At 59.5% G+C, this 14,969-nt stretch carries 27 protein-coding genes; all 27 read left to right on the plus strand.

The features are described from left to right. The coding region (locus AC1DLT_RS28805; protein ID WP_477489015.1) for an EF-Tu C-terminal domain-related protein at positions 1-427 on the plus strand (427 nt) is incomplete at its 5' end. A 263-nt stretch (positions 428-690) separates the two neighbouring features. Further along, positions 691-999, plus strand: coding sequence for a 30S ribosomal protein S10 (gene rpsJ, locus AC1DLT_RS28810; RefSeq protein WP_003547547.1), 309 nt, complete (start codon positions 691-693; stop codon positions 997-999). A gap of 37 nt (positions 1,000-1,036) precedes the next feature. Further along, on the plus strand, positions 1,037-1,678 hold the full coding sequence (gene rplC, locus AC1DLT_RS28815; protein WP_037084734.1) for a 50S ribosomal protein L3: 642 nt from the start codon (positions 1,037-1,039) through the stop codon (positions 1,676-1,678). Between the two features lie 13 nt (positions 1,679-1,691). Continuing rightward, positions 1,692-2,312, plus strand: coding sequence for a 50S ribosomal protein L4 (gene rplD, locus AC1DLT_RS28820; protein ID WP_037084733.1), 621 nt, complete (start codon positions 1,692-1,694; stop codon positions 2,310-2,312). Then, positions 2,309-2,602, plus strand: coding sequence for a 50S ribosomal protein L23 (locus AC1DLT_RS28825; RefSeq protein ID WP_007761057.1), 294 nt, complete (start codon positions 2,309-2,311; stop codon positions 2,600-2,602). Before rplD ends, AC1DLT_RS28825 begins: the two co-directional genes overlap by 4 nt. An 11-nt stretch (positions 2,603-2,613) precedes the next feature. Beyond that, positions 2,614-3,450, plus strand: coding sequence for a 50S ribosomal protein L2 (gene rplB, locus AC1DLT_RS28830; RefSeq protein WP_046636975.1), 837 nt, complete (start codon positions 2,614-2,616; stop codon positions 3,448-3,450). A gap of 15 nt (positions 3,451-3,465) precedes the next feature. Next, entirely contained in the window at positions 3,466-3,744 is a 279-nt protein-coding gene (gene rpsS / locus AC1DLT_RS28835; protein ID WP_007770151.1) for a 30S ribosomal protein S19, read from the plus strand. A 2-nt stretch (positions 3,745-3,746) separates the two neighbouring features. Further along, positions 3,747-4,136 (plus strand): 50S ribosomal protein L22, encoded by a 390-nt coding sequence (gene rplV, locus AC1DLT_RS28840; RefSeq protein WP_247034005.1) that lies wholly within the window; start codon positions 3,747-3,749, stop codon positions 4,134-4,136. Continuing rightward, positions 4,136-4,876: a 30S ribosomal protein S3 gene (gene rpsC / locus AC1DLT_RS28845; protein WP_007770147.1), complete on the plus strand. Its 741-nt coding sequence runs from the start codon at positions 4,136-4,138 to the stop codon at positions 4,874-4,876. Before rplV ends, rpsC begins: the two co-directional genes overlap by 1 nt. Positions 4,877-4,914: 38 nt before the next feature. Then, positions 4,915-5,328 (plus strand): 50S ribosomal protein L16, encoded by a 414-nt coding sequence (rplP, locus tag AC1DLT_RS28850; RefSeq protein ID WP_007770145.1) that lies wholly within the window; start codon positions 4,915-4,917, stop codon positions 5,326-5,328. A gap of 12 nt (positions 5,329-5,340) precedes the next feature. Beyond that, positions 5,341-5,541: a 50S ribosomal protein L29 gene (gene rpmC / locus AC1DLT_RS28855; RefSeq protein WP_007770142.1), complete on the plus strand. Its 201-nt coding sequence runs from the start codon at positions 5,341-5,343 to the stop codon at positions 5,539-5,541. A gap of 11 nt (positions 5,542-5,552) precedes the next feature. Next, positions 5,553-5,789, plus strand: coding sequence for a 30S ribosomal protein S17 (gene rpsQ / locus AC1DLT_RS28860; protein WP_037084728.1), 237 nt, complete (start codon positions 5,553-5,555; stop codon positions 5,787-5,789). A 234-nt stretch (positions 5,790-6,023) separates the two neighbouring features. Further along, positions 6,024-6,392, plus strand: coding sequence for a 50S ribosomal protein L14 (rplN, locus tag AC1DLT_RS28865; protein WP_007770138.1), 369 nt, complete (start codon positions 6,024-6,026; stop codon positions 6,390-6,392). A gap of 12 nt (positions 6,393-6,404) precedes the next feature. Next, positions 6,405-6,713 carry a 50S ribosomal protein L24 gene (rplX, locus tag AC1DLT_RS28870; protein WP_038542152.1) on the plus strand — a complete coding sequence of 103 codons (309 nt, stop codon included), beginning with the start codon at positions 6,405-6,407 and terminating at the stop codon, positions 6,711-6,713. Continuing rightward, entirely contained in the window at positions 6,706-7,263 is a 558-nt protein-coding gene (gene rplE, locus AC1DLT_RS28875) for a 50S ribosomal protein L5 (RefSeq protein ID WP_038542155.1), read from the plus strand. The genes rplX and rplE overlap by 8 nt, the downstream gene beginning before the upstream one ends. Positions 7,264-7,296: 33 nt before the next feature. Further along, positions 7,297-7,602 carry a 30S ribosomal protein S14 gene (rpsN, locus tag AC1DLT_RS28880; protein WP_007770129.1) on the plus strand — a complete coding sequence of 102 codons (306 nt, stop codon included), beginning with the start codon at positions 7,297-7,299 and terminating at the stop codon, positions 7,600-7,602. Between the two features lie 12 nt (positions 7,603-7,614). After that, on the plus strand, positions 7,615-8,013 hold the full coding sequence (gene rpsH / locus AC1DLT_RS28885; protein ID WP_038542158.1) for a 30S ribosomal protein S8: 399 nt from the start codon (positions 7,615-7,617) through the stop codon (positions 8,011-8,013). Between the two features lie 43 nt (positions 8,014-8,056). Further along, positions 8,057-8,590 carry a 50S ribosomal protein L6 gene (gene rplF, locus AC1DLT_RS28890; protein ID WP_247034003.1) on the plus strand — a complete coding sequence of 178 codons (534 nt, stop codon included), beginning with the start codon at positions 8,057-8,059 and terminating at the stop codon, positions 8,588-8,590. A 12-nt stretch (positions 8,591-8,602) separates the two neighbouring features. Then, positions 8,603-8,965, plus strand: a complete 363-nt coding sequence (rplR, locus tag AC1DLT_RS28895) for a 50S ribosomal protein L18 (RefSeq protein ID WP_477489016.1) — start codon at positions 8,603-8,605, stop codon at positions 8,963-8,965. Between the two features lie 151 nt (positions 8,966-9,116). Continuing rightward, positions 9,117-9,686, plus strand: coding sequence for a 30S ribosomal protein S5 (gene rpsE, locus AC1DLT_RS28900; protein WP_038542164.1), 570 nt, complete (start codon positions 9,117-9,119; stop codon positions 9,684-9,686). Between the two features lie 11 nt (positions 9,687-9,697). Further along, complete coding sequence (gene rpmD / locus AC1DLT_RS28905) at positions 9,698-9,910, plus strand: 50S ribosomal protein L30 (RefSeq protein WP_037084714.1); 213 nt, start codon at positions 9,698-9,700, stop codon at positions 9,908-9,910. A 16-nt stretch (positions 9,911-9,926) separates the two neighbouring features. Then, entirely contained in the window at positions 9,927-10,406 is a 480-nt protein-coding gene (rplO, locus tag AC1DLT_RS28910; protein WP_038542167.1) for a 50S ribosomal protein L15, read from the plus strand. A gap of 240 nt (positions 10,407-10,646) precedes the next feature. After that, complete coding sequence (gene secY / locus AC1DLT_RS28915) at positions 10,647-11,987, plus strand: preprotein translocase subunit SecY (protein WP_038542171.1); 1,341 nt, start codon at positions 10,647-10,649, stop codon at positions 11,985-11,987. Then, positions 11,984-12,634 carry an adenylate kinase gene (locus tag AC1DLT_RS28920; protein WP_038542174.1) on the plus strand — a complete coding sequence of 217 codons (651 nt, stop codon included), beginning with the start codon at positions 11,984-11,986 and terminating at the stop codon, positions 12,632-12,634. The genes secY and AC1DLT_RS28920 overlap by 4 nt, the downstream gene beginning before the upstream one ends. A gap of 239 nt (positions 12,635-12,873) precedes the next feature. Next, positions 12,874-13,242 carry a 30S ribosomal protein S13 gene (rpsM, locus tag AC1DLT_RS28925; protein ID WP_037084707.1) on the plus strand — a complete coding sequence of 123 codons (369 nt, stop codon included), beginning with the start codon at positions 12,874-12,876 and terminating at the stop codon, positions 13,240-13,242. A gap of 121 nt (positions 13,243-13,363) precedes the next feature. Next, entirely contained in the window at positions 13,364-13,753 is a 390-nt protein-coding gene (rpsK, locus tag AC1DLT_RS28930) for a 30S ribosomal protein S11 (protein ID WP_007766864.1), read from the plus strand. 181 nt (positions 13,754-13,934) lie between these two features. After that, complete coding sequence (locus AC1DLT_RS28935) at positions 13,935-14,945, plus strand: DNA-directed RNA polymerase subunit alpha (RefSeq protein ID WP_038542179.1); 1,011 nt, start codon at positions 13,935-13,937, stop codon at positions 14,943-14,945. Positions 14,946-14,969: the final 24 nt, after the last annotated feature.

Raw genomic sequence — 14,969 nt, forward strand, 5'->3', positions numbered from 1 at the left:
GACGACGGTGACCGGCGTTGAAATGTTCCGCAAGCTGCTCGACCAGGGCCAGGCCGGCGACAACATCGGCGCGCTGATCCGTGGCGTCCAGCGTGACGGCGTCGAGCGTGGCCAGATCCTGTGCAAGCCGGGTTCGGTCAAGCCGCACACGGTGTTCATGGCAGAAGCCTACATCCTGACGAAGGAAGAAGGCGGTCGTCATACACCGTTCTTCACCAACTACCGTCCGCAGTTCTATTTCCGCACGACGGACGTGACGGGCATCGTCGAACTTCCGGAAGGCACGGAAATGGTCATGCCTGGCGACAACGTGACCGTTAAGGTGACGCTGATCAACCCGATCGCGATGGAAGAAAAGCTGCGCTTCGCCATCCGCGAAGGCGGCCGTACCGTCGGCGCCGGCATCGTCGCTTCGATCGTCGAGTAAGTTTTAACGCAGGCGGCCTTGGCCGCTTGCGTATGACACAAAAATGTAGCAAATGGCGCGCGAGCGTGATTTGCCCTCTGCTTCGGGTTCGAGGCAGGTAATGAACAGACAAGGTGGGCCGAAGGCCCGAAGACTGGAAAGGGACGCCGTATTTCGGTGTCCCCTTCGATCTTTGAAACCGGTGGTCCGCCTTAAGGTAAGAGAACAACCCGTGCCCTATTGGGTTGGCACGTGGATAAACAAGACAACAAGGATAACGTCGAATGAACGGCCAAAATATCCGCATTCGCCTGAAGGCGTTCGATCACCGCATTCTCGACGCGTCGACGCGCGAGATCGTGTCGACGGCGAAGCGCACCGGCGCAAGCGTCCGGGGCCCCGTTCCGCTTCCGACCCGCATCGAGAAGTTTACGGTTAACCGGTCCCCCCACATCGACAAGAAGAGCCGCGAGCAGTTCGAGATGCGCACGCATAAGCGCCTTCTCGATATCGTTGACCCGACACCGCAGACGGTGGACGCGCTGATGAAGCTCGACCTCGCCGCTGGTGTCGATGTTGAGATCAAGCTCTGAGACTTCTGTCTCGGGCTGAGTGAGAAGGATTGAACCGATGCGTTCAGGTGTAATTGCACAGAAGGTGGGAATGACGCGCGTCTACAACGACGCAGGCGAGCATGTCCCTGTAACCGTATTGCGGTTGGAAAACTGCCAGGTCGTGGCTCAGCGCACCGTAGACAAGAATGGCTACACTGCCGTTCAGCTGGGTGCCGGCACTGCCAAGGTGAAGAACACCACCAAGGCGCTGCGCGGCCATTTCGCCGTTGCCGAAGTCGAGCCGAAGGCGAAGCTCGTCGAGTTTCGCGTTTCCGAAGACAATCTGATCGACGTCGGCACCGAGCTGACGGCGGGTCACTTCACGGCGGGTCAGCTGGTGGACGTCACCGGTACCTCGATCGGTAAGGGTTTCGCCGGCGCCATGAAGCGCCATAACTTCGGTGGTCTCCGCGCCACGCACGGTGTGTCCGTTTCGCACCGTTCGCATGGTTCGACTGGTAACAACCAGGATCCGGGCAAGGTCTGGAAGGGCAAGCGCATGGCTGGTCACATGGGCCAGACGCGTATCACCACCCAGAACCTCGAAGTCGTTTCCACCGACGAGAACCGTGGCCTGATCCTCGTCAAGGGTGCCGTTCCCGGCTCCAAGGGCGCTTGGATCGTCGTTCGCGATGCCGTCAAGTCGGCCGCGAAGTAAGGGAGCCAAGCACATGGAATTTAACGTCAAGACCCTCGAGGGAAAAGACGCCGGCAAGGTAGCCCTGTCGGACGAGATTTTCGGCCTCGATCCCCGCGAAGACATTCTGGCCCGTATGGTTCGTTGGCAGCTCGCCAAGAAGCAGCAGGGCACGCACAAGACCAAGGGTCGTGCTGAAGTATCCCGCACCGGTGCCAAGATGTACAAGCAGAAGGGTACGGGCCGCGCTCGTCACCATTCGGCTCGCGCTCCGCAGTTCCGCGGCGGCGGCAAGGCTCACGGCCCGGTCGTTCGCAGCCACGAGCATGACCTTCCGAAGAAGGTTCGCGCGCTGGCTCTCCGTCACGCCCTCTCTGCAAAGATGAAGGCTGAAGACATCATCATCGTCGACAACCTGGTTGCCGCCGAAGCAAAGACCAAGGCGCTTGCCGGTTCGTTCGCTTCGCTCGGCCTCACCAACGTGTTGTTCATCGGCGGCGTTGAGCTCGACAGCAATTTCAAGCTCGCAGCCCAGAACATCCCGAACGTCGATGTTCTGCCGGTTCAGGGCATCAATGTTTACGACATCCTGCGTCGCGGCAAGCTGGTGCTTTCCAAGGCCGCGGTGGAAGCTCTAGAGGAGCGTTTCAAGTGACCGACATCCGCCACTATGATGTGATCGTATCTCCCTCGATCACCGAAAAGTCGACGCTGGTATCCGAACAGAACCAGGTCGTCTTCAACGTTGCCAAGACTGCTTCCAAGCCGGAAATCAAGGCTGCCGTAGAGGCGCTTTTCGGTGTGAAGGTCACGGCCGTCAACACGCTTGTCCGTAAGGGCAAGGTGAAGCGGTTCCGCGGCTTCATCGGCAAGCAGAAGGACGTCAAGAAGGCTGTCGTCACCCTGGCCGAAGGTCAGACGATCGACGTCTCCACCGGTCTCTGAGGTATAAGATAATGGCATTGAAAAGCTACAACCCGACGACCCCGAGCCAGCGTCAGCTGGTCATCGTCGACCGGTCCGGCCTCTGGAAGGGTAAGCCCGTCAAGAAGCTCACCGAGGGTCTCTCCAAGAGCGGCGGTCGCAACAACTACGGCCGCATAACCGCCCGCTTCATCGGCGGCGGTCACAAGCGTACCTATCGCCTGGTCGACTTCAAGCGTCGCAAGTTCGACGTCGAAGGCACGGTCGAGCGTCTGGAATACGACCCGAACCGTACGGCCTTCATCGCTCTCGTCACCTATACCGACGGTGAGCAGGCCTACATCCTGGCTCCGCAGCGTCTTGCTGCTGGCGACAAGGTGATCGCGTCCGAAAAGGCCGTCGACGTAAAGCCCGGCAACACTATGCCGCTGCAGTACATCCCGGTCGGCTCGATCGTTCACAACGTCGAGATGAAGCCGGGCAAGGGTGGCCAGATGGCTCGTTCCGCCGGCACCTACGTTCAGCTCGTCGGCCGCGATGCCGGTATGGCGATCCTGCGCCTGAACTCCGGCGAACAGCGCCTCGTACCGGGCTCCTGCCTGGCTTCGATCGGTGCTGTATCCAACCCGGATCACGGCAACATCAACGACGGCAAGGCCGGTCGTACCGTCTGGCGCGGCAAGCGTCCGCATAACCGCGGCGTCGTCATGAACCCGGTCGACCATCCGCACGGCGGTGGTGAAGGCCGCACCTCGGGCGGCCGTCATCCGGTCAGCCCCTGGGGCAAGCCGACCAAGGGCAAGCGCACACGTTCGAACAAGTCCACGGACAAGTTCATCATGCGTTCGCGCCACCAGCGCAAGAAGTAAGAGAGGAAGTCACTAATGGCTCGTTCAGTATGGAAAGGTCCGTTTGTTGACGGCTATCTTCTCAAGAAGGCTGAGAAGGTGCGCGAAGGCGGACGGAGTGAAGTAATCAAGATGTGGACCCGTAGGTCCACCATCCTGCCGCAGTTCGTTGGCTTGACGTTCGGCGTCTACAACGGCAGCAAGCACATTCCGGTCAGCGTCAACGAAGACATGGTCGGACACAAGTTCGGTGAATTCGCTCCCACCCGTACCTATTACGGTCACGGCGCGGACAAGAAGGCGAAGAGGAAGTAATCATGGCGAAGGCTAAGACCGAACGCCGGCTGAAGGATAACGAGGCGCAGGCAGTTGCGCGTACGCTCCGCGTCAGCCCCCAGAAGCTGAACCTCGTTGCCGCCATGATCCGTGGCAAGAAGGTAGAACGCGCGCTTGCAGAACTCGAATTCTCGCGCAAGCGCATCGCCGGCACGGTGAGGAAGACCCTCGAGTCTGCAATCGCCAATGCCGAAAACAACCATGACCTCGACGTCGACGCGTTGATCGTATCGGAAGCCTATGTAGGCAAGTCGATCGTGATGAAGCGCTTCCACGCTCGCGGCCGCGGCCGTGCATCGCGGATCGAGAAGCCTTTCTCGCATCTGACGATCGTCGTTCGCGAAGTCGAGGAAAAAGGGGAGGCTGCATAATGGGCCAGAAAATTAATCCGATCGGTTTCCGCCTCGGCATTAACCGCACCTGGGACAGCCGTTGGTTCGCCGACAACGCGGAATACGGTCAGCTCCTCCATGAGGACCTGAAGATCCGCGCCTACCTGATGTCGGAACTGAAGCAGGCCGGTATCGCCAAGGTGGTCATCGAGCGTCCGCACAAGAAGTGCCGCGTCACGATCCACTCGGCTCGCCCGGGCCTGATCATCGGCAAGAAGGGCGCTGACATCGAGAAGCTTCGCAAGAAGATCGCGACGATGACCAATTCGGAAACGCATCTCAACATCGTTGAAGTGCGCAAGCCGGAAATCGACTCGACGCTCGTCGCCCAGTCGATCGCCCAGCAGCTCGAGCGTCGCGTGGCCTTCCGCCGTGCGATGAAGCGTGCCGTTCAGTCGGCTATGCGTCTCGGCGCAGAAGGCATCAAGATCACCTGCGCCGGCCGTCTCGGCGGTGCTGAAATCGCCCGTACCGAATGGTACCGCGAAGGTCGCGTTCCGCTTCATACGCTGCGTGCAGACATCGACTACGGTACGGCTGAAGCCGAAACCGCATTCGGTATCTGCGGCATCAAGGTCTGGATCTTCAAGGGCGAAATCCTTGAGCACGATCCGATGGCTTCTGAACGTCGCGCCATGGAAGGCGATGCACAGGGTCCCGCAAGCCGCGAACGCGGCGATCGTGGTGACCGTGGTGATCGCCGCCGCGAAAACGCTTGATCAACGCTGGCGAAAGATAAGCTCGGAGAAGTAAGAAAATGTTGCAGCCAAAGCGTACCAAGTACCGCAAGCAGTTCAAGGGTCGCATCAAGGGTGTGGCCAAGGGCGGCTTCGACCTGGCCTTCGGTGAATTTGGTCTGAAGTCCCAGGAACCCAACCGCGTCAACGCCCGCGAGATCGAAGCGGCCCGCCGCGCGATCACCCGCGCGATGAAACGCGCCGGCCGTGTCTGGATCCGCGTGTTCCCGGACGTTCCGGTCACCGCAAAGCCGACCGAAGTCCGCATGGGTAAGGGTAAGGGCGGCGTCGAATACTGGGCCTGCAAGGTCAAGCCCGGCCGCATGATGTTCGAGATCGACGGTGTTTCCGAGGAGCTCGCCCGCGAGGCGCTTCGTCTCGGTGCTGCCAAGCTCTCGGTCAAGACGCGCTTCGTACAGCGCATCGCAGAGTAAGGAGCAAGGCACATGAAAGCCGAAGACGTTCGCGGCCTCACGGCCGACCAGCTCAAGGACAAGCTCGCCGACCTGAAGAAGGAGCAGTTCAACCTGCGCTTCCAGAAGGCCACCGGCCAGCTCGAGAAGTCCTCGCGCATCACCGAAGTTCGCAAGGACATCGCCCGCGTGAAAACCATTGCCCGCCAGAAGGCGGCAGAAGCCAAGGCCTAAGGAAAAATAATATGCCGAAACGCATTCTGCAGGGCGTCGTAGTTTCCGACAAGAACGAGAAGACCGTTGTTGTCCGGGTCGAGCGCCGCTTCGCGCATCCGCTGCTTCAGAAGACGGTCCGCCGTTCCAAGAAGTACAAGGCGCATGACGAGAACAACCAGTACAAGGTAGGTGATGTCGTTTCCATCGAGGAATGCGCACCGATCTCCAAGGACAAGACCTGGACGGTCGTTTCCGCCCAGGCTTAATTTGCTTCGGACCTGCGTCTGGGCCTTGCGCCCGGCGTAGAATCCTGTAAGAAGCACCCCACTGGCGCAGGACGCTCGGAAACGAGCGTTCTTTTGCTTTGAGCGCAGGGAAGGTCCTTTTAAGGAAACCACCTTGGCAAGACCCACCCGCGCACAATGAGATTCTGTCCATAAGCCGAAACGGGGCGTCTTTGACGCCCGGTCGTTTCGGTCATTAGAAAAAGGCGACCTGACATGATTCAGATGCAAACAAACCTCGACGTGGCGGATAATTCCGGCGCACGTCGTGTCATGTGCATCAAGGTGCTGGGCGGCTCCAAGCGCAAGTACGCTTCCATCGGCGACATCATTGTCGTTTCGATCAAGGAAGCCATCCCGCGCGGCCGCGTCAAGAAGGGTGACGTGATGAAGGCGGTTGTTGTGCGTACCGCCAAGGACATCCGTCGTCCGGACGGCAGCGTCATCCGCTTCGACAACAACGCAGCGGTCCTCATCGACAACAAGAAAGAGCCGATCGGCACCCGTATCTTCGGACCGGTTCCGCGCGAACTTCGCGCCAAGAACCACATGAAGATCATCTCGCTGGCTCCGGAAGTACTGTAAGGAGCTCATGCGATGAACAAGATCAAGAAGGGCGACAGCGTCGTCGTACTCGCCGGCAAGGACAAGGGCCGTACCGGCGAAGTCCTTCAGGTTATGCCGAAGGAAGACCGCGCCGTCGTGCGTGGCATCAACATGGTGAAGCGCCACCAGCGTCAGTCTCAGACGCAGGAAGCTGGCATCATCAACAAGGAAGCGTCCATTCACCTGTCGAACATCGCGATCGCCGCGAAAGACGGCAAGCCGACCCGCGTTGGCTTCTCCGTCGTCGACGGCAAGAAGGTGCGTGTAGCCAAGCGTACGGGAGATGTGATCGATGGCTGAGGCAAAGTATGAGCCGCGGCTCAAGGCGGAATACAATTCCCGCATCCGCGCCGCGCTGAAGGAGCAGTTCTCCTTCGCAAACGACATGATGATCCCCAAGCTGGACAAGATCGTCATCAACATGGGTGTTGGCGAAGCGACGGCTGACTCGAAGAAGCCTTCCGTGGCTGCTGCCGACCTGGCTGCCATCGCTGGCCAGAAGCCGGTGATCACCAAGGCACGGAATTCCATCGCGGGCTTCAAGGTTCGCGAATTCATGCCGATCGGTGCCAAGGTCACGCTTCGCGGCGCCCGCATGTACGAATTCCTGGACCGTCTGATCAACATCGCGCTCCCGCGCGTTCGCGACTTTCGCGGCCTGAACCCGAAAAGCTTTGACGGCCGTGGCAACTTCGCCATGGGCATCAAGGAACACATTGTGTTCCCAGAGATCAACTACGACAAGGTTGATCAGATGTGGGGCATGGACATCATCGTTTGCACGACGGCTACCAAGGACGACGAAGCACGGGCTCTCTTGAAAGAGTTCAACTTCCCGTTCCGCCAGTAACCGTAACGACGAGCGTTTAGAAGGAACTCCCATATGGCGAAAACCAGCGCAGTTGAAAAGAACAAGCGCCGCCGCAAGACAGTTGCCAACCAGGCCGCCAAGCGTGCGACCCTGAAGGCAACCATCATGAACCAGGAACTTTCGATCGAAGAACGGTTCAAGGCAACTTTGAAGCTCGCTTCTCTGCCGCGCGATGGCTCGAAGACGCGTATCCGCAACCGTTGCGAAGTCACCGGTCGCCCGCGCGCTTTCTATCGCAAGCTCAGGATGTCGCGTATCGCGCTTCGTGAGCTCGGCAATCTCGGCAAGGTGCCGGGCATCGTCAAGTCGAGCTGGTAAGGAGATCGTTAGATGACCATGACTGATCCCTTGGGCGATATGCTCACCCGTATCCGCAACGGCGCAGCCCGCCGCAAGTCGACCGTTTCCACGCCTGCTTCCAAGCTGCGTGCACGCGTTCTCGACGTCCTGCAGGCTGAAGGCTATATCCGCGGTTATTCGGAAATCGACTTCGGTAACGGCAAGGCCGAGATCGAAATCGAACTCAAGTACTACGAAGGCGCGTCGGTGATCCGTGAGATCGGCCGCGTGTCCAAGCCGGGCCGCCGGGTCTATGTCTCGGTAAAGTCCATTCCGCAGGTCGCGAACGGCCTCGGCATCACCATCCTTTCGACTCCGAAGGGCGTGATGGCCGATCACCAGGCTCGCGAACAGAACGTTGGTGGCGAGGTTCTCTGCTCTGTCTTCTAAGGCAGGGTAGGGGAACTCCATAGCGAACAGACAGGATTGAAACATGTCTCGTATCGGTAAAAAGCCCGTTCAGGTTCCTGCAGGGATCACGGCCACTGTTGATGGCCAGAAAGTGACTGCCAAGGGCCCGAAGGGTGAGCTTTTCTTCGTCGCAAACGACGAAATCAAGCTGGAACTCGAAAACAATGCTGTCTCGGTGACCCCGGTCAACGACAGCAAGGATGCTCGTTCGAAGTGGGGCATGTCCCGCACGATGATCGAAAACATCTTCAAGGGTGTGAAGGACGGTTTCGAGCGCAAGCTTGAAATCAACGGCGTCGGTTACCGCGCATCGCTGCAGGGCAAGAACCTGCAGCTGGCACTCGGTTTTTCCCACGACGTGGTCTACCAGACCCCGGAAGGCATCACCATTGCCGTGCCGAAGCCGACGGAAATCGTCGTCACCGGCATCAATAAACAGCAGGTCGGTCAGGTTGCCGCGGAAATCCGCGAATACCGCGGTCCAGAGCCCTACAAGGGCAAAGGCGTCAAGTACGCTGAGGAACGGATCGTCCGCAAGGAAGGCAAGAAGAAGTAAGGACGACGGATCATGGCTACCAGAAAAGAAGCACTCACCAAGCGTGCGAGCCGTGTTCGCCGCCAGATCAAGAAGGTCGCAAATGGCCGTCCGCGTCTGTCGGTTCACCGTTCGTCCAAGAACATCTATGTCCAGGTCATCGATGACGTGGCCGGCCGCACGCTTGCTGCCGCCTCCACCCTCGATGCCGGTCTGCGCACGTCGCTGAAGACCGGTGCTGACGTTGCGGCTGCTGCCGCTGTCGGCAGGCTGGTTGCAGAACGCGCCACCAAGGCCGGCGTGACGGAAGTCGTGTTTGATCGCGGCGCCTTCATCTATCACGGCCGTATCAAGGCCCTGGCCGAAGCTGCCCGCGAAGGCGGCCTGAGCTTCTAAGAATTTTCGCCCGCATCCCTGAAATAGGGGAGGCGGGCGAAATGCGGTTCGCCGCACTCATAAGTCGTTCCATCCTAGTCCTTCGTGGGCAGGGGATGGTTGGCTCCCGGAAATTGCCCATTGCACCCGGAAAAGAAAAAGGAAAAGAACAATGGCACAAGAAAGAAGAGGCCAGCGCGAAGATCGCCAGAGCCGCGAAGAGCGCGATAGCGAGTTCGTCGACAAGCTGGTCGCGATCAACCGCGTCGCCAAGGTCGTCAAGGGCGGCCGTCGTTTTGGTTTTGCAGCCCTCGTCGTCGTCGGCGACCAGAAGGGCCGCGTCGGCTTCGGCCATGGCAAGGCACGCGAAGTGCCGGAAGCCATCCGCAAGGCGACCGAAAGCGCAAAGCGCGATCTGATCTTCGTTCCCCTGCGTGATGGCCGTACGCTGCATCACGATGTCAACGGCCGCCACGGCGCCGGCAAGGTTCTGCTGCGCTCGGCCAAGGCTGGTACCGGCATCATCGCCGGCGGCCCGATGCGCGCCGTATTCGAAACGCTCGGCGTCCATGACGTCGTCGCCAAGTCGACCGGTTCGTCGAACCCGTACAACATGGTTCGCGCAACGTTCGACGCCCTGAAGCATCAGGTGCATCCGAAGGACGTAGCAGCTCAGCGCGGCATCAAGTATGCAACGCTGCAGACTCGCCGCGCCGCTTCCGGCAATGCGCAGGAAGAATAAGGAGAGCGATAATGGCCAAGAAAGCCACTCAGGCAGAAGCCAAGAAGACGGTTACGGTCGAGCAGACCGGTAGCCCCATCCGCCGCCCGGCCGTCCAGCGTCAGACGCTGATCGGTCTCGGCCTCAACAAGATGCACCGGACCCGTACGCTGGAAGATACTCCTTCCGTTCGTGGCATGATCCGGGCTGTCCAGCATCTCGTTCGCGTCGTCGACGAGAAGTGAGACGGAGGAATTGACCATGAAACTGAATGAGATCAAGGACAACGAAGGCTCTTCCAAGGACCGTATCCGCGTAGGTCGCGGTATCGGCTCGGGCAAGGGCAAGACCGGTGGTCGCGGCGTGAAGGGTCAGAAGGCCCGTTCCGGCGTCGCCATCAAGGGCTTCGAAGGCGGCCAGATGCCGATCTATCGTCGCCTGCCGAAGCGCGGCTTCACCAACATCTTCAAGACTGACTACGCCGTCGTTTCGCTCGGCCGTATCCAGACCGCGATTGATGCCAAGAAGCTCGACCCGAAGGCAACGATCGATGCCGCCGCCCTCAAGGCTGCCGGCGTCATCCGTCGCCCCAAGGACGGCGTTCGCCTCCTCGCCGACGGCGAGCTGACGACCAAGGTTTCGATCGAAGTTGCCGGCGCCTCCAAGGCTGCCGTCGAAAAGATCGAGAAGGCCGGCGCTTCGATCAAGCTGCTCGTCGTAGCCGAAGCAGCAGCCGAATAAATCGTTTAGAAATCGCCCGGTTTGTGCTTCACACCGGGCGATTTTATCTCCATATGTGAGCCTCACGATCCCGAAGCGATCCTGTTGGTCGCCTGACCGGGATCATACGGAAAACAGGGTGAGGCATCCGATTGCATTGGCAATCTCGCGCGCCCGGTTTTTGTGAACCTGAATTTTTAGACTGCTTTCCGGACCTGGCATTTCCCCCGCCGCCGGAGAATTGGTCGGGCGGAGAATTGCATGGCTTCTGCAGCGGAACAACTTGCCTCCAATCTGAATTTTGCGACCTTCGCCAAGGCGGAGGATCTCAAGAAGCGGCTTTGGTTCACCCTTGCGGCACTTCTCGTGTATCGCCTCGGCACCCATATCCCGCTTCCGGGCTTGAACCCCGAAGCCTATGCGCAGGCCTTCCGCGGCCAGGCTGGCGGCATCCTCGGACTTTTCAACATGTTTTCGGGCGGTGCAGTGGAGCGCATGGCGATCTTCGCGCTCGGGATCATGCCCTATATTTCCGCATCGATCATCGTGCAGCTGATGACCTCGGTCGTCCCTTCGCTTGAAAACCTCAAGAAGGAAGGCGAAGCCGGCCGCAAGATCATCAACCAGTATACCCGCTACGGAACGGTGCTGCTCGGCACGCTGCAGGCCTATGGCATCGCGGCCGGCCTCGAAAGTGGCCAGGGCCTGGTGGTCGATCCGGGCTGGTTCTTCAAGCTTTCGACGGTCGTCACGCTGCTGGGCGGCACCATGTTTCTGATGTGGCTCGGTGAGCAGATTACGTCGCGCGGCATCGGCAACGGCATTTCGCTGATCATTTTCTCCGGCATTGCCGCCGGCCTGCCGACGGCGCTTGCCGGCACGCTGGAACTCGGTCGCACCGGCGCTCTGCCGACCGCACTGATTCTCACTGTGCTGGTCGTCGCCATCGGCGTTATCGCGCTGATCGTCTTCGTCGAACGCGCCCAGCGCCGCCTTTTGATCCAGTATCCGAAGCGCCAGGTCGGCAACCGCATGTTCCAAGGCGATACGTCGCACCTGCCGCTGAAGCTCAACACTTCGGGCGTCATCCCGGCGATCTTCGCCTCCTCGCTGCTGCTTCTGCCGGCGACTGCCGCCGGCTTTGCCGGCAATTCCGGTCTGCCGGGCTGGGCGACGATGATCATCTCGGCGCTCGGCCACGGCCAGCCGCTGTTCATGCTGTTCTACGGCCTGCTGATCGCCTTCTTTGCCTTCTTCTACACGGCGATCGTCTTCAATCCGAAGGATACCGCCGATAATCTGAAAAAGCATGGCGGCTTCATTCCGGGTATCCGTCCTGGCGAGCGCACCGCCGAATACATCGATTACGTGCTGACCCGAATCACGGTCATCGGCGCGGTCTACCTTGTCTTCGTCTGCATCCTGCCGGAATTCCTGGTGGCCCGCACCGGCGTGCCATTAGCCCTTGGTGGGACTTCGCTTTTGATTGTTGTCAGTGTAACCCTCGATACGGTAGCACAGATTCAGGGGCACCTCATTGCGCAGCAGTATGAGGGTCTGATCAAGAAGTCGAAACTGCGCGGAGGAAAGAGGGGACGATGAGATTGATTCTTTTAGGGCCGCCGGGTGCGGGGAAGGGGACCCAGGCCCAGCGGATCGTGGAGAAGCACGGTATCCCGCAGCTCTCCACGGGCGATATGCTGCGTGCGGCGGTGGCCGCGGAGACGGAAGTCGGCAAGCGCGCCAAGGCCGTCATGGACGCCGGCAACCTTGTCTCCGACGAAATCGTCAATGCGATTGTCTCCGAGCGTATAGACCAGCCCGACTGCGCCAATGGCTTCATCCTGGATGGCTTCCCGCGCACGCTCGTGCAGGCGGACGCGACCGAGGCGATGCTGAAGGCCAAGGGTCTTGATCTTTCGGTCGTCATCGAACTGCGTGTCGACGACAAGGAACTCGTGCGTCGCGTCTCCGGCCGTTATTCCTGCGCCCAGTGTGGCACGGTCTACCACGACACGGACAAGAAGCCGTCCCAGGAAGGTGTCTGCGACAAATGCGGTTCGACGCATTTCAAGCGCCGTCCGGACGACAATGCCGAGACCATGACCAAGCGCCTCGAGGTCTACTACAAGGAAACCTCGCCGCTGATCGGTTATTACCATGCCAAGGGCAAGCTTAAGGCTGTCGATGGCATGGCGGACATGGACAAAGTCACGTCCGATATCGAAAATATCCTGGCGGCTCTTTGAGCCGTCATCGATCTGTTAAAGAATCTTGGGCGGAGCGGTTGCATTTCAGCACTGATTCCGTTAAACACCGCGCCAACTCGCGACAGCTTTAGCGATCGGCGCGGATTTCCCGCAAGGACATCCGAGACCGGTCGTTTTGACCTGTTCCGTATGGTGTTTGAACTGGCGGCCATAGATCTGGCTGCTTTCATGGAAGAAGTACCACTTGCCGGATGGCAACTGGAACAAGGAGAATAGGCGTGGCACGTATCGCTGGCGTCAACATCCCGACTGCGAAGCGCGTTGTCATCGCGCTGACCTACATTCACGGGATCGGCCCGAAATTCGCATCGGAAATCATGGAGAAGGTCGGTCTTCCGGCTGAAAAGCGCGTCCATCAGTTGACGGACTCGGAAATCCTTCAGATTCGCGAAACCATCGACCGCGACTATCAGGTCGAAGGTGACCTTCGTCGCGAAACCGCGATGAACATCAAGCGTCTGATGGACCTCGGCTGCTATCGCGGCCTGCGTCATCGCCGTGGCCTTCCGGTCCGCGGTCAGCGCACGCACACCAATGCCCGCACCCGCAAGGGTCCGGCAAAGGCGATCGCTGGTAAGAAGAAGTAATTTTCAAGTGAGCAGTGATTGGTGAGCGGTGATTAGTCCCGCTCATTAACGACTAACGACTGCTCACTTGAGGTGGAGCCGCTGGAATTACGGCGGTGCAGAGATCAACGAAAGGGATAAAATGGCCAAGGAAGCCACCCGCGTCCGTAGACGCGAGCGTAAAAATATCACGTCGGGCGTTGCCCACGTCAATTCCACCTTCAACAACACGATGATCACCATCACCGACGCGCAGGGCAATGCAATTGCCTGGTCGTCCGCTGGTGCAAAGGGCTTCAAGGGTTCGCGCAAGTCGACCCCGTTCGCAGCCCAGATCGCTGCCGAAGACTGCGCCAAGAAGGCTCAGGAACATGGCATGAAGTCGCTGGAAGTCGAAGTCTGCGGCCCGGGTTCCGGCCGTGAATCGGCTCTGCGCGCTCTGCAGGCTGCCGGCTTCATGATCACCTCGATCCGCGACGTGACCCCGATCCCGCACAACGGCTGCCGCCCGCGCAAGAAGCGCCGCGTCTGATCGTCGGAAAGCGAAGGGGCTACCGGCGGGTGGCCTCTGTCTGAACTCGGGAATAGCCGCCTGACCCTCCCTGGAGGTTCGGCGGCTTTACCCATATCGCCGATGGACATCGTTTCGATCGGTGCTCCTCATGCTCGGTTGCCACGATTGGATGGTGGCAACGAACGGAAGGTATTTAGTGATGATCCAGAAGAACTGGCAGGAACTGATCAAGCCGAACAAGGTGGAATTCTCCTCCTCCGGCCGTACCAAGGTAACCCTGGTTGCCGAACCTCTCGAGCGCGGCTTCGGCCTGACGCTCGGCAATGCGCTTCGTCGCGTGCTTCTGTCGTCTCTGCGCGGTGCGGCTGTGACCGCCGTGCAGATCGACGGCGTATTGCATGAGTTCTCCTCGATCCCGGGCGTCCGGGAAGACGTGACGGACATCGTGCTCAACATCAAGGAAATCGCCATCAAGATGGATGGCGACGACGCAAAGCGCATGGTCGTGCGCAAGCAGGGCCCGGGCTCGGTAACCGCCGGCGACATCCAGACGGTTGGCGATATCGAGATCCTCAACCCGCACCATGTCATCTGCACCCTCGACGAGGGCGCCGAGATTCGCATGGAATTCACGGTCAACAACGGCAAGGGCTACGTTCCTGCCGATCGCAACCGTGCCGAAGATGCTCCGATCGGCTTGATCCCGGTCGACAGCCTCTATTCGCCGGTCAAGAAAGTGTCCTACAAGGTGGAAAACACCCGCGAAGGTCAGGTTCTCGACTACGACAAGCTGACCATGACCATCGACACCGATGGCTCGGTCACGGGTGAAGACGCCGTTGCCTTCGCTGCTCGCATCCTTCAGGACCAGCTCTCGGTCTTCGTCAACTTCGACGAACCGCAGAAGGACGTCGAAGAAGAATCGGTTACCGAACTCGCGTTCAACCCGGCGCTTCTCAAGAAGGTGGACGAACTGGAACTTTCGGTCCGTTCGGCCAACTGCCTGAAGAACGACAACATCGTTTATATCGGCGACCTCATCCAGAAGACCGAGGCGGAAATGCTGCGCACTCCGAATTTTGGTCGCAAGTCGCTGAACGAGATCAAGGAAGTTCTGGCATCCATGGGCCTCCATCTGGGTATGGAAGTTCCCGCCTGGCCGCCGGAAAACATCGAAGATCTCGCCAAGCGTTACGAAGACCAGTACTGAAATCAACAAAGGCAGGTTTTGACT

The organism is Neorhizobium sp. 05N33 (assembly GCF_056397445.1).